General features: G+C 72.4%; 13 protein-coding genes. 4 read left to right on the top strand and 9 right to left on the bottom strand.

All coding sequences use genetic code 11. The features are described from left to right. Positions 1-13: 13 nt before the first annotated feature. The 6 genes from AB0B01_RS19100 to AB0B01_RS19125 all read right to left on the bottom strand — a co-directional run bounded on the left by AB0B01_RS19100 (position 14) and on the right by AB0B01_RS19125 (position 5,251). Positions 14-100, bottom strand: coding sequence for a putative leader peptide (locus AB0B01_RS19100; RefSeq protein ID WP_311318651.1), 87 nt, complete (start codon positions 98-100; stop codon positions 14-16). Positions 101-141: 41 nt separating this feature from the next. After that, positions 142-1,701: an FAD-dependent monooxygenase gene (locus AB0B01_RS19105; protein WP_361720033.1), complete on the bottom strand. Its 1,560-nt coding sequence runs from the start codon at positions 1,699-1,701 to the stop codon at positions 142-144. Between the two features lie 181 nt (positions 1,702-1,882). After that, a complete protein-coding gene (locus AB0B01_RS19110; RefSeq protein ID WP_361720036.1) occupies positions 1,883-2,776 on the bottom strand; it encodes an amino acid ABC transporter permease in 894 nt (297 codons plus the stop codon). Next, positions 2,773-3,447 carry an ABC transporter permease subunit gene (locus AB0B01_RS19115; protein WP_361720039.1) on the bottom strand — a complete coding sequence of 225 codons (675 nt, stop codon included), beginning with the start codon at positions 3,445-3,447 and terminating at the stop codon, positions 2,773-2,775. The genes AB0B01_RS19110 and AB0B01_RS19115 overlap by 4 nt, the downstream gene beginning before the upstream one ends. Before the next feature lie 83 nt (positions 3,448-3,530). Then, positions 3,531-4,379, bottom strand: coding sequence for a glutamate ABC transporter substrate-binding protein (locus AB0B01_RS19120; RefSeq protein ID WP_361720042.1), 849 nt, complete (start codon positions 4,377-4,379; stop codon positions 3,531-3,533). Between the two features lie 86 nt (positions 4,380-4,465). Continuing rightward, on the bottom strand, positions 4,466-5,251 hold the full coding sequence (locus tag AB0B01_RS19125) for an amino acid ABC transporter ATP-binding protein (RefSeq protein ID WP_361720044.1): 786 nt from the start codon (positions 5,249-5,251) through the stop codon (positions 4,466-4,468). Between the two features lie 277 nt (positions 5,252-5,528). On the opposite strand from AB0B01_RS19125, the gene AB0B01_RS19130 reads away from it, so the two are divergent. Together AB0B01_RS19130 and AB0B01_RS19135 are read left to right on the top strand one after the other, a co-directional pair. After that, positions 5,529-6,230: a response regulator transcription factor gene (locus AB0B01_RS19130; RefSeq protein WP_361720047.1), complete on the top strand. Its 702-nt coding sequence runs from the start codon at positions 5,529-5,531 to the stop codon at positions 6,228-6,230. 12 nt (positions 6,231-6,242) lie between these two features. Further along, a complete protein-coding gene (locus AB0B01_RS19135) occupies positions 6,243-7,655 on the top strand; it encodes a HAMP domain-containing sensor histidine kinase (protein WP_361720050.1) in 1,413 nt (470 codons plus the stop codon). A 3-nt stretch (positions 7,656-7,658) separates the two neighbouring features. Here AB0B01_RS19135 and AB0B01_RS19140 read toward each other — a convergent pair whose 3' ends face one another. Together AB0B01_RS19140 and AB0B01_RS19145 are read right to left on the bottom strand one after the other, a co-directional pair. Next, positions 7,659-9,812, bottom strand: a complete 2,154-nt coding sequence (locus AB0B01_RS19140) for an endo-beta-N-acetylglucosaminidase (protein WP_361720053.1) — start codon at positions 9,810-9,812, stop codon at positions 7,659-7,661. A gap of 73 nt (positions 9,813-9,885) precedes the next feature. Further along, the gene (locus tag AB0B01_RS19145) at positions 9,886-11,169 is read right to left on the bottom strand and encodes a glycosyl hydrolase (RefSeq protein ID WP_361720056.1); all 1,284 of its coding nucleotides are present in this window, start codon (positions 11,167-11,169) and stop codon (positions 9,886-9,888) included. A gap of 345 nt (positions 11,170-11,514) precedes the next feature. Between AB0B01_RS19145 and AB0B01_RS19150 the strand changes: the two genes are divergently transcribed. Continuing rightward, positions 11,515-12,453 (top strand): ROK family protein, encoded by a 939-nt coding sequence (locus tag AB0B01_RS19150; protein WP_361720126.1) that lies wholly within the window; start codon positions 11,515-11,517, stop codon positions 12,451-12,453. A 54-nt stretch (positions 12,454-12,507) separates the two neighbouring features. Here the strand turns inward: AB0B01_RS19150 and AB0B01_RS19155 are convergent, their stop codons facing one another. Then, positions 12,508-13,503: a TAXI family TRAP transporter solute-binding subunit gene (locus tag AB0B01_RS19155; RefSeq protein WP_361720059.1), complete on the bottom strand. Its 996-nt coding sequence runs from the start codon at positions 13,501-13,503 to the stop codon at positions 12,508-12,510. A gap of 116 nt (positions 13,504-13,619) precedes the next feature. On the opposite strand from AB0B01_RS19155, the gene miaB reads away from it, so the two are divergent. Beyond that, positions 13,620-15,140: a tRNA (N6-isopentenyl adenosine(37)-C2)-methylthiotransferase MiaB gene (gene miaB, locus AB0B01_RS19160; protein WP_361720062.1), complete on the top strand. Its 1,521-nt coding sequence runs from the start codon at positions 13,620-13,622 to the stop codon at positions 15,138-15,140. The last annotated feature ends 4 nt before the right edge of the window (positions 15,141-15,144 follow it).

The raw sequence follows: 15,144 nt of genomic DNA on the forward strand, positions 1-15,144 counted from the left end.
GGGAGAAGGCGAATCAGCAGGAAGGGCGACACACGCAGCCCGCATAGCGGAGCAGGTCCATATGGACCCTCCGCCACAGGCGCACGTCGTTGCCGGTCATGGCCGCGAGTCAAGCACGAGGGCGCAAGGCCGGTCAATCGATCACGGCTGAAGTGTCGTCGAACTCTCCTGGAGCGAGGCAGGCGCGCCCATGCGCACCGCATCGGCCGCCTCGTACAGCTCCGCCGGCCGGACCCCCGCGAAGGTGGCCGCCAGATGGCCGTCGGGCCGGACCAACAGGACGGTGTGCGCCGCCGCCCCCGGGTAGCCGTCCGCGACCAGCAGCTCCGTCCGCACCGGAAGGGCGCTCACCGCCGCCGCCAGCCGGGGCATCAGCCCCGCGCCCAGCCAGTGGCGCCGGTCCCAGACCCCGGTGCCGGGAGCCACCAGCACCACCAGCAGCCGGCCCCGCCCCAGCAGGTCCCGCAGCGGCACGGTCGCCCCGTCGGGAGCGGTCACCGCGACGTTCGCCACGGCGCCGCCCGGCTCGGTGGCGGTCGGGACCTCGCGTACGGCGACCGGCGGGGCATACGTGGGCTCCGCGCCCAGCGGTCCCCGCCCCAGGTGGCCCTCGGTGAGGAGGAGTTCGCCGGCGCGGGCGGTGCCGGGCAGCAGGGTCCGCAGGCCGCCTCCGCCGCGCAGCACCGGCATCGACTGGTCGGCGGCGCGCAGCCGGGCCGCGACCGCCCGCCGCCGCTCGCCCTCGTAGCTGTCGAGCAGCGCCTCCGAGGCCCCCTGGTGCCAGACCAGGGCGAGCTTCCAGGCCAGGTTCTCGGCGTCGCGGAGCCCCTCCTCGACCCCCTGGGTGCCGAGCGCGCCCAGCAGGTGGGCGGCGTCCCCGGCGAGGAAGGCGCGGCCGTCGCGCCAGCGCCGGGCGAGCCGGTGGTGCAGCGTGTGGACCCCGGTGTCGATGAGGTCGTACGGGGGAGTGGTGCCCCCGCACCAGGAGGCCAGGGTCTCCCGGACGAGGGTGACCAATGTGTCGGGGGTGACGAGGTCGCCGCGGCCCGGCAGCAGCCAGTCCAGCCGCCACACCCCGTCGGGCAGGGGGCGGGCGATGGTCTCCCGGGGCGGATCGCGGTGCAGCAGGGCCTCGCCGGGCCAGGGGAGTTCGGTGCGCAGCGCCGCCACGGCGTGCCGTTCCACGGCGGTGCGGCCGGGGAAGCGGATGCCGAGCAGCTTGCGCACGGTGGAGCGGGCTCCGTCGCAGCCGACCAGGTGGCTGCCGCGCCACCAGGTCGGCTCGGCGCCGCGGGTGTGGGCGGTGATCCCGTGGTCGTCCTGCTCCAGCAAGTCCAGTCGGCAGTCGGTGACCAGCTGGACCAGCGGGTGCGCGGTGGCCGCGTGGCGCAGCCCGCGGGTGAGGGCGTGCTGCGGCACGTGCAGCGGGGCGGGGCCGTCCTCGAAGGTGGTGCGCCGGGTGTCCCGGCCGCGCCGCATGCGCCAGGCCGCGTAGTACGCGCCTTCGTCGCGCAGGGTCGTACAGCCCAGCCGGTGCACCATCGCCGCGGTGTCGCCGTGCAGGACGACCGTACGGGCCGGTCGTGGTTCGTCCTTTCCGGGCCCCTCGTCGAGCAGGACGGAGGGCACGCCCTGGCCGGCCAGGGCGAGGGACAGGGACAGTCCGACCGGGCCCGCGCCGACGACGATCACCGGGTCCATGATGCGGCTCCCGATGTCCGGTATGTGATCACAGAACGTATGCAACCCACTGGAGGTGCCTGCGTCAAGTGACGCCGGTCCCGAGCATGCGTGTGGTGCGGCAGATGAGTTCTGCCGCAGCACAGGTGCCACGCCAGTGTACTGACCGGGTGTCAGGGCCCCGCGTACGGGGAGAGCCGCCTCAGGGGGCCTCGCCCACGCCGGCCGCGCCGCCCGCGTCCACCTCGGCCACGTCCCCGGCGACGACCGCGCCGGAGCCCTTGGTCGACTTCCGCAGCTGCCGCTCCAGCCAGGCGGCGAAGGTGGTGAGCGCGAAGTTCACGAGGATGAACAGCAGTGCGATCACGACGAGCGTCGGGATGGTGTTGCTGTAGTTCGCCGAGATCTGCCGGTTCATCGACAGCAGCTCGCCCAGGCCCAGCACCGCACCGCCGATCGCGGTGTCCTTGAGGATCACCACGAGCTGGCTGACCAGGGCCGGCAGCATGGCCGTGACGGCCTGCGGGACCAGGACGTACGTCATGATCTGGCCCTTGCGCATGCCGATCGCCTTGGCCGCGTCGGTCTGGCCCCGCGGCAGCGACCGGATGCCCGCCACGACGATCTCGGCGATGACCGCGGAGTTGTACAGGACCAGGCCGGTGACCACCGAGTACAGCGGCCGCAGTTCGGAGCTGACGGTGCTGAAGCGCACGTACAGCGCGGAACCGAACAGCATCAGCATCAGCACCGGGATGGCGCGGAAGAACTCGACCCAGGCGCCGACCGGGATCCGGACCCACCGGTGGTCGGAGAGCCGGCCGATGCCGAGGACGGCACCCAGCGGCAGCGCGATGACCATGGCGATGAGGCCGGCCTTCAGCGTCTCGCCGAGTCCCGGCAGCAGGAAGGTCGTCCAGACCTCGCTGTCGGTGACGAACGGGCTCCACTTGTCGGCGTCGAGCTGGTTCTTGTCGGCCATGGTGGCGAGGACCCACCACATGACCAGGCCGAACACGACCAGGAAGGCCGCCGTGTAGATCCAGTTGCGCGCCCTGGCCTTGGGGCCCGGGGTGTCGTACAGCACGGAGCTCATCGCTTCACCGCCACTCGCTTGGCCACCCAGCCCAGAAGCAGGCCGGTGGGCAGGGTCAGCACGACGAAGCCGAAGGCGAAGATGCCGAAGACCGCGAAGAGCGCCTGCGGCTCGTTCTCGATCATTTCCTTCATCAGCAGGGCCGCTTCGGCCACGCCGATGGCCGCCGCCACCGTGGTGTTCTTGGTGAGGGCGATCAGTACGTTGGTGAGCGGTGCGATGACCGCCCGGAAGGCCTGGGGGAGCACGATCAGCGTGAGCACCTGGAAGAAGCTCAGGCCCAGCGCGCGGGCGGCTTCGGCCTGGCCCACGGGCACCGTGTTGATGCCCGAGCGGATCGCCTCGCAGACGAAGGTGCCGGTGTAGGCGATGAAGCCCAGGACCGCGAGCCGGAAGCCGATCTCCTTGAACGTGCCGCCGCCGAGCGCGATGCCGAGGGTCTGGTTCAGACCCAGCGAGCAGCCGATGATGATGACGGTCAGCGGAGTGTTGCGCACGATGTTGACGTACGCCGCGCCGAAGGCCCGCATCAGCGGGACCGGGCTGACCCGCATTCCGGCCAGGACGGTCCCCCAGATCAGGGATCCGATCGCCGAGTAGAGGGTGAGCTGAACCGTCACCCAGAAGGCTCCGAGCACGTCGTACTGCCCGGAATTAAGAAAGTCGAACACGTTGCCCTGCGCTCTCCCCAGGATGGCCGGTGAGAGGGGCCGCCGCCCGTGGCAGGCGGGCGGCGACACCCCTCACCGAGGAATCAGCTGCCTTCGGTGATCTGCGGGGCCGGCTCGGCCTTGTAGTTGGCGGGGCCGAAGTTCTTCTCGACGGCCTTCTGCCAGGAACCGTCCGCGACCATCTTCTTGAGCGCGGCGTTGACCTTGGTCTGCAGCTCGGTGTCGCCCTTCTTCAGGCCGATGCCGTAGGGCTCGTCGCTCAGCTTCAGGCCGACGAGCTTGAACTTGCCCTTGTTCTTCTCCTGCGCGGCGTAGCCGGCCAGGATGGAGTCGTCCGTGGTCAGCGCGTCGAGGGCCTTGTTCTCCAGGCCGGTCAGGCACTCGGAGTAGCCGGGGTTCTGCTGGAGGTCGGCCTCGGGAGCCAGCTTGGTCTTGATGTTCTGGGCCGACGTGGAGCCGGTGACCGAGCAGAGCTTCTTCTTGTTGAGGTCCTCGGCCTTGGTGATCGAGGTGTCGTCGGTGCGGACCAGGAGGTCCTGGTGGGCCAGGAAGTACGGGCCCGCGAAGTCGACCTTCGCCTTGCGCTTGTCGTTGATCGTGTAGGTGGCGACGACCAGCTTCACATCACCGTTGGCGATCAGGTTCTCGCGCTCGGAGCTGATGGCCTGCTTGAACTCGATCTGGTCCGGCTGGTAGCCGAGCTCCTTGGCCACGTACGTCGCCACGTCGACGTCGAAGCCCGAGAACTTGCCGTCGGGGCTCTTCAGGCCCAGACCCGGCTGGTCGAACTTGATGCCGATGACGATCTTGTCCTTGCCGCCGGACGCACCACCGTCACTGCTCGCCTTGTCGCTGCTGCCGCCGCAGGCGGTCGCGGTCAGGGCGAGGACTGCGGCCACGGCTGCGGCCGCGCCGGCCTTGAAAACCTTCATGGTGAACTTCCCTCGGATGAGACGTTGTTGGACGACGAGCGACACGTAGCTCTGAGCCGCCACCGGATCACTACCAGACAAGAACGTCAGTGGTGCAGGATCTTCGAAAGGAAGTCCTTGGCGCGGTCACTGCGCGGGTTGCTGAAGAACTGCTCGGGCGCGGCCTCTTCGACGATTTTTCCGTCGGCCATGAAGACGACCCGATTGGCCGCAGAGCGGGCGAAGCCCATCTCGTGCGTGACGACGACCATCGTCATCCCCTCCCGGGCGAGCTGCTGCATGACCTCCAGCACCTCGTTGATCATTTCCGGGTCGAGCGCCGACGTCGGCTCGTCGAACAGCATCACCTTCGGGTCCATCGCCAGCGCGCGGGCGATCGCGACGCGCTGCTGCTGTCCACCGGACAGCTGCGCCGGGTACTTGTCGGCCTGCGAGCCGACACCCACCCGGTCCAGCAGGGACTTCGCCTTCTCCAGGGCGGCCGCCTGGTCCGTCTTGCGGACCTTCAGCTGACCCAGCATCACGTTCTGCAGCACGGTCTTGTGCGCGAACAGGTTGAAGGACTGGAAGACCATGCCGACGTCGGCCCGAAGCCTCGCCAGCTCCCGCCCCTCCGACGGCAGTTCCCTGCCGTCGACCGTGATGGAGCCGGAGTCGATCGTCTCCAGCCGGTTGATGGTCCGGCACAGCGTGGACTTGCCCGATCCCGAAGGACCGATCACCACGACGACCTCACCGCGGGCAATGCTCAGATTGACGTCCTGAAGCACGTGCAGCGCGCCGAAATGCTTGTTGACGTTGCTCAGTACGACCAGGTCGTCCGCGGTGCCGGCCGCGTCCTGCACGTCCTTGGTCACTGATACTCCGCTCATCGGCCTCTTGCTCCGTCCTCCTCGGTTGGGAGGACAGTAGTGACGAGACGTGCACAACGTCATCACATCTGAGGGAGAATTGAGCATAACGATAGGACCTCGCACCGATACGCTCCGTACGCGCGGCCGCAACGGCGGCACCGTACGCGTACCGGGTGCATAACGGAAGGCCCGCCGGGCCGGGAGCCCTCTTGACGTGGGCCTCTTCTTCGGCGTGGATGCATGGTGGCCATGACCACGGCCACTGGTCAGAAGGAAAGCAGGAAAGGGGGACGCAATGAGACTGCTGCTCGTCGAGGACGACGACCACGTCGCCGCCGCCCTGTCCGCGATCCTCGGCCGGCACGGCTTCCAGGTGACCCACGCCCGCAGCGGCGAGGAGGCCCTGCAGGCGCTGCTGCCCGCCGGCGCCCCGCCCTTCGGCGTCGTCCTGCTCGACCTGGGCCTTCCCGACCAGGACGGGTACGAGGTGTGCGGCAAGATCCGCAAGCGGACCTCGACGCCCGTGATCATGGTGACCGCCCGCTCCGACGTGCGCTCCCGCATCCACGGCCTCAACATGGGCGCCGACGACTACGTCGTCAAGCCCTACGACACCGGCGAGCTCCTGGCCCGCATCCACGCCGTCGCCCGGCGCACCGGCGCCTCCGACGACGCCACCACCGGGACCGGTGCACCCGCCGTGGTCCGGCTCGGCCCGGTCAGCATCGAACTGCCCACCCGCCGGGTCAGCGTGGACGGAGCCGACGTACCGCTGACCCGCAAGGAATTCGACCTGCTGGCCCTGCTCGCGCAGCGCCCCGGGGTGGTCTTCCGTCGCGAGCAGATCATCAGCGAGGTGTGGCGCACCAGCTGGGAGGGGACCGGGCGGACCCTGGAGGTCCACGTCGCCTCCCTGCGCTCCAAGCTGCGCATGCCCGCCCTGATCGAGACCGTCCGCGGGGTGGGCTACCGGCTCGTCACCCCCACCGCCCCCTAGCGGACCCCTGCCGTGCGCGCCCGACTGCTCCCGCTGCTCGTCGTCCTGATGGCGGGCGTCCTGCTCGCCCTCGGCTTCCCGCTCGCCGTGAGCCTGGCCGCCGGGCAGCAGCAGCGGGTGGTGGTCGACCGGATCGACGACAGCGCCCGCTTCGCCGCCCTCGCGCAGTTCGTCATCGACGCCGAGGGATCGGGATCCACCGGCGCCGCCGACCGCGTCGACACCCTCAAGCTGGAGCTCGCCCGCTACCAGGAGCTGTACGGGATCCGCGTCGGCATCTTCTACCGCGACGACAACGACATGGCGCGGGCGCCGGGCTGGTGGCAGGTTCCGGAGACCGGTGAGGGACGGCGGGCCTTCGAGGAGGCGCTCGCCGGGCGGCGCAGCCATGACCCCGCCCAGGTGTGGCCCTGGCAGACCCACGGCAAACTCCTCGTCGCCTCACCGGTCGTCCTCGACGGCGACGTGGTCGCCGTCGTCCTCACGGAGTCGCCCACCGACCAGATGCGGGCCCGGATCCTCCGGGGCTGGCTGCTCATCCTCGGCGGGCTCGCCGCCGCCATGCTCCTCGCGTTCGGGGCCGCCCTGCGGCTCACCAGCTGGGTGCTCAAGCCCGTGCGCACCCTGGACGCCGCCGCCCACGGCATCGCCACCGGGCGGATGAACTCCCGTGTCGCCGCCTCCGGCGGTCCGCCGGAACTCAGACGCCTCGCCCGCTCATTCAACGAGATGGCCGACAACGTGGAAGAGGTGCTGGAGCAGCAGCGGGCGTTCGTCGCCGACGCCTCCCACCAGCTGCGCAACCCGCTCGCGGCGCTGCTCCTGCGGATCGAGCTGCTCGCCCTCGAACTGCCCGAGGGGAACGAGGAGATCGCCTCCGTGCGCACCGAGGGCAAGCGGCTCGCCCAGGTCCTCGACGACCTGCTGGACCTGGCGCTGGCCGAGCACGCCTCCGCCGAGCTCAGCCTCACCGACATCGCGCAGCTCACCGCCGAACGGGTCGCCGCGTGGCGCCCCTCCGCCGAGGAGAAGGGGGTGCGGCTCACCGAGGCGGGCCGGGCCGCCGTGACGGGCTGGGCCGATCCCATCGCCCTGTCCAGTGCGCTCGACGCCGTCATCGACAACGCCCTGAAGTTCACCCCCGAGGGTGAGGAGGTCGAGGTGTCGGTCGCCCCCGCCGGATCCTTCGTGCACGTCGTCGTCGCGGACCGCGGTCCGGGCCTCACCGAGGAGGAGCTGCTCCGCGTCGGCGACCGGTTCTGGCGCAGCGGCCGCCACCAGAACGTCAAGGGCTCCGGGCTCGGCCTCTCGATCTCCCGGGCCCTGCTCGCCGCGGGCGGCGGATCCCTCTCCTACGAGAAGAACCCGCCGCACGGGCTGCGCGTGACGGTGGCCGTCCCCCGCAGCCACCCGCACAGCGGATGAGGCTCAGGACGCCCAGGTGAGGGTGGTGCGGGCCGGGCCGGAGACCGCATAGAGCTCGTCGACGGCCCGCAGCTCGAAGGCCGCGGCCCGCTCCCGGCCGGCGCGTACGAGGTCCGGCAGGTACAGGGCCGTGCCGCAGGTGCCGCCGAGGAAGCGGCGGGCGCCGTCGGGCAGCAGCCGGTACAGCTCGTAGTGCCGGACCGGGCCGGGGGCGTGGCGCCAGGACAGCCGGAGCGAGGCCCGGCCGGCGTCCTGGGCCGAGGCGTCCACGCTCAGTGCATGCGGGGAGGGCGGGCGGCGGCGGGGCGTGTCGTCGCGTACCGACAGGGCGCCGAGCCGCCAGACCACCGCCTCCTTCCCGCGGGGCGTGAGCCGTACGGCCAGCCCGTACGCGGTCCGGCCCGCCAGTGCCGCGAGCCCGACCCGCGCCCTGCGCCAGCCCTGCCCGGAGGCCGGGGCCTGAGCCCCCAGCCAGGTGTACGGGACCGGCTCGCCCGCGGCGGCCGGCTCGCGCAGCGCCACACCGACCTCGACGGCGAACGACCCTGCTGCACAGGCGTGCACCAGCTCCACGACCGTGGAGCGGGTCAGCGGCAGGCGGGTCGCGTGCAGGCCCACGGCGGCGGGGCGGTCCAACCGGCCCGCGACGAGGAGGCTGGAGCCGCCGCGCCAGGCGTCCGCGAAGTCCAGCGTGACGGACGGGCGTTCCCCCGCGGTGTCCACCACCCAGCGGCGCCCGGGCAGGCGGTCCTGGAGCCCGAGGTGGTTCCACGGCGCCTCGGAGACGACCCGGCCCGCCTCGTACCAGCGCTCCCCGTGGCCGGTGTTGAAGGTGCACGCGAAGGGGAGGGCGGTGACGGTGGAGCGGTCGGCGACGGCGGTGGCGGGCGCACGCCAGCCGTCCTCGGGGCCCGGGCGGGCCGGATCGAGGGAGGCGCCCGTCCAGAACCGGTCGTCGGCGCGGTGGAAGGCGCCGGGGGAGCGGTCGGTGAGGTGGTTCAGGGTCCACTCGGGCCGGTAGAAGCCGTAGCTGACGACGTGGTCGCCGCCGCGCGGGACGATCGCGTCCCAGGGGACGGCGGAATCCCAGCCGTGCGACTCCGTGTCCACGGCAGCCCACAGCTCGTGGCGGGAGCGGCCCAGCCGGTCGGCGAGCGCCCCGGAGTCCGCCAGCGTGCGCGCCGTCCAGCGGAAGTCCACGAAGACCGTGTCCGCGACCCGGCCCGACCGGTCCTCGAAGAACTCCTGGTTGAGCGCGTTGAGCGCGCCCTGCCAGCCGACCCGGCCGGTGCTGTTCATGGCGTCGTACCAGGTGATCCGCAGGCCGTACGGGGCGCCCTCGGCCCGCAGTGCGCGCAGGAACTCCCGCATCCGGGACGCCAGTGCGCCGTCCCCGCCGTCGGTCTCGGCGTTGACGAACCAGCCGTCGAAGCCGTAGGTCCGCGCCACCTCGGCGAGTTTCCCGGCGAGCGGGAACCGGCCGTGGGCGTCGCGCTGCACCAGGTCCCGCGTCCAGCGCAGGTCGCCGCCGTACGGGACGGGCGGGAGGAAGACGTTGCCCAGCACCCGCACGCCGTTGCGGTGGGCGGCGTCGACGACGGGCGCGTTCGGGGCGAGCACGATCCCCTCGCCCGCGGAGCCGCCCCAGAAGACGAGCTCGTCCAAGTACGCCCAGTGCGTCAGCGCGTAGTAGTCGGCGCTCGCGGAGCCTTGGGCGGGATTGCGGGCGGTGGGCCCGAAGGAGACGAGCGAGGCGATCCGGGCCCGGCCCGCCCGGGCGTCCCGGTTCGCCGGCACGGGGGTGAAGCGCGGGGCGAGCGGCACGGTCGCAGTGTTGAAGGCCAGGTCCGGATCGGACTGCGGGGTCCAGTCCTTGAGCGAGCGCCACACGATGCCCGGCCCGGGCTCGCCCTGCGGCAGCGAGTCGGGGAACCAGTAGGAGGCGTACGGGGCCAGGTCGGCCGCCGCGCGGGCGGCCGGCGGCGGGGACGGGACGGGGCTCCCGGCGGGGGCCGCCGGGGAGGCCGCCGCCCGGGCCGGGGCGCCCGGCAGGGCCGCTGCCCCCGCCCCGGCGGCCGCGGCAGCGAGTACCCGCCGCCGCGTAGGCCGGTGGGCGGGGGACGTACGGGGATCGACGCCGTTGTCGGTCTCGGACATGCAGGGCTCCTCGAATGCGGTGGGGGAGCATCGGTTGACGGCGGGTCAGCGGCGGTCGGCCGCCCCCCCGGCCTCAGCGCACATCGCGGACGCGCACCACCTCCGTGATCCCGCGAGCCTGCAGATGCGCGGCGTCCTCGGCGAGTTCCGCCAGCACCACCGCGGGGCGCACCCCCTGGGCCGTCAGGGCGGCCCATGCCTCGAAGAAGGCCCCGCCGGGGGCGCACACGGAGCGTTTCGGCGCGTGCTCGGCCCCGCCGACGTCCACGACGAGCGCGGTGGACCGGACGGCCGGGCGGTGCTCGCGGCCCCGCCACTCCTGCGCGATCCGGGCGAGGGCCGCACCGGCCGGCTTGGTACGGCGGTCGTTGGTGAGCAGGCCGAGCCCGTACTCCAGCTCCGGGAAGTCCGCGAGGTCCCGGGACACGTCGTGGGAGCACCACCAGGTCACCCCCCACAGGTCCGGGCAGTCCAGCGCACCCGCGAGCGTGGCCCGCGTGAACTCGGCCGCGTGCTCCGCCGGCACCAGCGGAGCGGGTGCGCCGACCTCCTGGAGCCACACCGGCCGGTGCGGATCGCGCGCCCACGCCTTCGACAGTTCGACCAGGTACGCGGCGTGGTGCTCGGTCGCGGTCCCGGTCCGGCCGTGGCGCTGCGCGGTGCCGTTGAACACCCAGGAGTGCACGGCGGTCGCCGCACCCAGCCGGGCGGCCTGGGACGCCGTGAACGGATGGCCGTCCTGGTACCAGGCGGCGTCGTACTCGGCGTGCACGTGCAGCCGGCCGGGGGCGCCCTGCTCGCAGGCGCCGAGCATGCGCTCCAGCCAGCGGCCCGCCTGTTCGGGGGTGATCAGGTCGGGGTCGGGGTGGGGTGGGCCGGAGAACTGGTTGACCTCGTTGCCCACGGACATGCCCAGGAAGTTCGGCCGGTCGGCGAGTGCGGCGGCCAGCGTGCGCAGGTACTCCTCCTGCCCGGCGACCACGTCCGGGTCGGTGAAGAGGTTCCGCCGGTGCCATGTCCCGGTCCAGGCGGGCAGGAAGTCGAAACTCGACAGGTGCCCCTGCAGTCCGTCGACGGCGACGTCGAGTCCGCGCTCGGCGGCAGCGTCCGCGAGTGCCACGAGCTGTTCGACGGCGCGCGGCCGGATCAGCGACCGGTTCGGCTGGAACACCGGCCACAGCGGGAAGACCCGTACGTGGTCCAGCCCGAGCGAGGCGATCGAGTCGAGGTCGGCCCTGAGCTCGTCGAGATCGAAGTCGAGCCAGTGGTGGAACCAGCCGCGCGCCGGCGTGTGGTTGACGCCGAAGCGGAGCGTGCGGTGCGGGCGGGGTGGGCGAGGAGCGGCTTCGCGGTCCATGAGGGTCCCGGAGTCTGGGGTCTGAGGTCCTGGAGTAGGGGGCGTGGAGTAGGGGGGCGTGGAGTCCGAACTCGCGGGGTCAGCGGTGGGCGGTCGGCGGTCGGCGGTCGGGGGCTTGGGGGGCTGGGGCTCTGTGCTGCGTGCGCCGGGCGGCCCAACAAACTGTCGCGCGCCGCGGCGGTACGTCAACAGGGCAGAACCGGGCACGGACCGCCGGGCCGAGCCCCGGCAACGTAAGCCCCGCCGCCGCACGCATACTGGGTCCCGACCCCTCTCAGGAGCGCCCACGTGACCTCTCGCCCCTCCGCCTCCCCGACCTCCCGGGCCGCCGATCCGGCCGCAGGCCTGACCGTGGCCATCGACATCGGCGGTACGAAGATCGCCGGGGCGCTGGTGCATCCCGATGGCACGATGACCGCCACCACCCGCCGCCCGACCCCCCGCGGTGTGGACGGGGACGGGGTGTTCGCGGCCGTGGCGGAGGTGGTCGCGGAGCTGGCGAGCTCCCCGCTCTGGGATACGGCGGTCCGGTGCGGCATCGGCAGCGCGGGCCCGGTGGACGCCTCGCGCGGCACGGTGTCCCCGGTGAACATCGAGGCGTGGCGGGAGTTCCCGGTGCAGGCCCGCGTGGTGGCCGAACTGGCCCGCCACGGAGCGGAGCTGCCCACCGTGCTGGTCGGCGACGGCGTCGCCATGACCGCGGCCGAACACTGGCTGGGCGCGGCGCGGGGCCATGCCAACGCCCTGTGCATGGTGGTCTCCACCGGCGTCGGCGGCGGCCTCGTCCTGAACAACCGGCTTCACCCGGGGCCCACCGGCAACGCGGGCCACATCGGCCACATCAGCGTGGCCTTCGACGGTGAGCGGTGCGTCTGCGGGGCCCGTGGCTGCGTGGAGTCCATCGCCTCGGGTACGGCCATCGCCCGGTGGGCCCGCGCGCAAGGCTGGACCCCGCCCGCGGGCGGGGACTCCTCCGCGGCGGGTGTGGCACGGGCCGCCGAGGCAGGGGATCCGGTCGCGCTGGCCGCCTTCGACCGGGCCGGCCGGGCCCTGGCCGCAGCCGTCGCGGCCACCGCGACCCTCGTCGAAACGGATGTCGCGGTCATCGGCGGGGGAGTCGCCGCCGCCGGTGACACGCTGTTCGCACCGGTTCGCGCCCACCTGGCGGACTACGCCACTTTGTCCTTCGTGGCCGGCCTGCGCGTGGTCCCGGCGGCCCTGGGCACCCACGCGGGCCTGATCGGGGCGGCCGCGGCGGCGCTGATGCTGCTGCCGGCGGCCTGAGGCCCGCGGCCTCAAGGCGTCAAGGCCTCGTCACGGCTTCAGGGCTTCACGGCTTCAGGGCTTCACGGAGCGGTAGTACCGCTGGGCGCCCTCGTGCAGGTCCAGGGGGTCCGTGTAGATGGCCGTCCGCAGGTCCACCAGCTGCGCCGCGTGTACCTCGTGGCCGATCCGGTCACGGCTGAGGATCACCGTCCGCGTGAACTGCTCGGTCAGCTCCGGATCCGTTTCCTCGGTGGTCACCAGCAGGTTCGGGACCGCCAGCGTCGCCACCGCCGAGGTGTTCCGCGCCCGCGTGTACGCGTCCTGCGGCATCACCGCCGACCGGTAGTAGCGTGCCGGGCTTCCGGTGCTCTGGAGGGGTTCCAGCAGGTCACCGAGTTGCACGAGCCGGATCTCGAACCGCTCCGACAGCTCCCGCACCGCGTTCGTCGGCAGGCCGCCGGACCAGAAGAAGGCGTCGATCCGACCGGCCTCCAGCTCCGCCGGCATGGTGTCGATGCCGATGGACACCGCGGTGATGTCGCGCGCCGGGTCCAGTTTCGCCGCCGACAGCAGCCGATCCGAGATCAGCCGGACGCCCGAGCCCTCCTGGCCGACCGCGACCCGCTTGCCCCGCAGGTCGTGCGCCGACTGCACCGGGGATCCGGCCGGGACGACCAGCTGGACGTAGTCGTCGTAGAGCCGTGCGCATCCGCGCAGGCGTTCCGCCCCCGGCTTGCCGTCGGCCCGGTACTTGGCGACCGCGTCCGCGGTCGCGATCGTGAAGTCCGCCTTGCCGGAGGCCACCCGCTGGAGGTTCTCCTGGGATCCCTGGCTGGTCTCCAGCCGTACCCGCACCCCCGGCATGTCCCGGGCGAGCGCCTGCTCCAGCAGTTGCCCGTAGCGGTGGTAGACGCCTGTACGGACTCCCGTACTGACGGTCAGATCCCCCTTGAGCTGCGGTTCGCCGAAGGGCCGCAACCACCACGCCAGGACCCCGAGCACGGCCAGCACGGCCACCAGCCCCCACAGGGCGGTGCGCCTGCGGAAGCGGGGCGGTACGACAGTCATGGCCGCGATCCTGCCACCCGCCCGCCGCCCTGTCACGGGGAGCCCTGCCCGCAGGGCCCCGGGGCCCTGGGCGGCCGGGGGCCGGAGGGCTCCCGGGTACCGCCTACCCTTGTTGCATGACCAGCAGCAGCGACCGGAGCACGGCAGTGGACGTCAAGGGAACTTACGAGGTGCGCACCTACGGGTGCCAGATGAACGTGCACGACTCCGAGCGACTCTCCGGTCTGCTGGAGGACGCGGGCTACACGCGGGCACCCGAGGGCTCCGACGGCGACGCCGACGTCGTCGTGTTCAACACCTGCGCGGTGCGCGAGAACGCCGACAACAAGCTGTACGGCAACCTCGGCCGGCTCGCCCCGATGAAGACCAAGCGCCCCGGCATGCAGATCGCCGTCGGCGGCTGCCTCGCGCAGAAGGACCGCGACACCATCGTCAAGCGGGCCCCCTGGGTCGATGTCGTCTTCGGCACGCACAACATCGGCAAGCTGCCGGTCCTGCTGGAGCGCGCCCGTATCCAGGAGGAGGCGCAGGTCGAGATCGCCGAGTCGCTGGAGGCCTTCCCGTCGACCCTGCCGACCCGTCGCGAGTCCGCGTACGCCGCCTGGGTCTCGATCTCCGTCGGCTGCAACAACACCTGCACCTTCTGTATCGTCCCGGCGCTGCGCGGCAAGGAGGAGGACCGCCGGCCCGGTGACATCCTCGCCGAGGTCGAGGCGCTGGTCGCCGAGGGCGTCTCGGAGATCACCCTGCTCGGCCAGAACGTGAACGCGTACGGCTCCGACCTGGGCGACCGCGAGGCCTTCTCCAAGCTGCTGCGCGCGTGCGGCCAGATCGAGGGCCTGGAGCGGGTCCGGTTCACCTCCCCGCACCCGCGCGACTTCACCGACGACGTGATCGCGGCCATGGCCGAGACGCCGAACGTGATGCCGCAGCTGCACATGCCGCTGCAGTCCGGCTCGGACACGATCCTGAGGGCGATGCGCCGCTCGTACCGCCAGGAGCGCTTCCTCGGCATCATCGAGAAGGTGCGGGCCGCCATCCCGCACGCCGCGATCTCCACCGACATCATCGTGGGCTTCCCCGGCGAGACCGAGGAGGACTTCGAGCAGACGATGCACACGGTGCGGCAGGCGCGCTTCGCGAACGCGTTCACCTTCCAGTACTCCAAGCGGCCCGGCACCCCCGCGGCCGACATGGACGGCCAGATCCCGAAGGAGGTCGTGCAGGCGCGCTACGAGCGGCTGGTCGCCCTCCAGGAGGAGATCTCCTGGGAGGAGAACAAGAAGCAGGTCGGCCGGACCCTGGAGGTCATGGTCGCCGAGGGCGAGGGCCGCAAGGACGGGACGACGCACCGCCTGTCGGGGCGTGCTCCCGACAACCGCCTCGTGCACTTCACCAAGCCGGAGGCGGAGGTCCGCCCCGGTGACGTGGTGACCGTGGAGATCACCTACGCCGCCCCGCACCACCTGCTCGCCGAAGGCCCGACCCGGTCGGTGCGCCGCACCCGTGCGGGCGACGCCTGGGAGCGGCGCAATGCCGCCCCCGCGCAGCCGAAGGGGGTCATGCTGGGCCTCCCCACGCTGGGCGTCCCGGCCCCGCTCCCGGAGGCCACCACGGGCTGCGCCCTCCCTTCGTGACGCG

Source organism: Streptomyces sp. NPDC044571 (genome assembly GCF_040647115.1).
Taxonomy (GTDB): domain Bacteria; phylum Actinomycetota; class Actinomycetes; order Streptomycetales; family Streptomycetaceae; genus Streptomyces.

Coding starts and splice junctions, on each gene's coding strand:
- AB0B01_RS19100 (WP_311318651.1), bottom strand. CDS start 100: ATGACCGGCAACGACGTGCGCCTGTGGCGGAGGGTCCATATGGACCTG.
- AB0B01_RS19105 (WP_361720033.1), bottom strand. CDS start 1,701: ATGGACCCGGTGATCGTCGTCGGCGCGGGCCCGGTCGGACTGTCCCTG.
- AB0B01_RS19110 (WP_361720036.1), bottom strand. CDS start 2,776: ATGAGCTCCGTGCTGTACGACACCCCGGGCCCCAAGGCCAGGGCGCGC.
- AB0B01_RS19120 (WP_361720042.1), bottom strand. CDS start 4,379: ATGAAGGTTTTCAAGGCCGGCGCGGCCGCAGCCGTGGCCGCAGTCCTC.
- AB0B01_RS19125 (WP_361720044.1), bottom strand. CDS start 5,251: ATGAGCGGAGTATCAGTGACCAAGGACGTGCAGGACGCGGCCGGCACC.
- AB0B01_RS19130 (WP_361720047.1), top strand. CDS start 5,529: ATGAGACTGCTGCTCGTCGAGGACGACGACCACGTCGCCGCCGCCCTG.
- AB0B01_RS19140 (WP_361720053.1), bottom strand. CDS start 9,812: ATGTCCGAGACCGACAACGGCGTCGATCCCCGTACGTCCCCCGCCCAC.
- AB0B01_RS19145 (WP_361720056.1), bottom strand. CDS start 11,169: ATGGACCGCGAAGCCGCTCCTCGCCCACCCCGCCCGCACCGCACGCTC.
- AB0B01_RS19155 (WP_361720059.1), bottom strand. CDS start 13,503: ATGACTGTCGTACCGCCCCGCTTCCGCAGGCGCACCGCCCTGTGGGGG.
- miaB (WP_361720062.1), top strand. CDS start 13,620: ATGACCAGCAGCAGCGACCGGAGCACGGCAGTGGACGTCAAGGGAACT.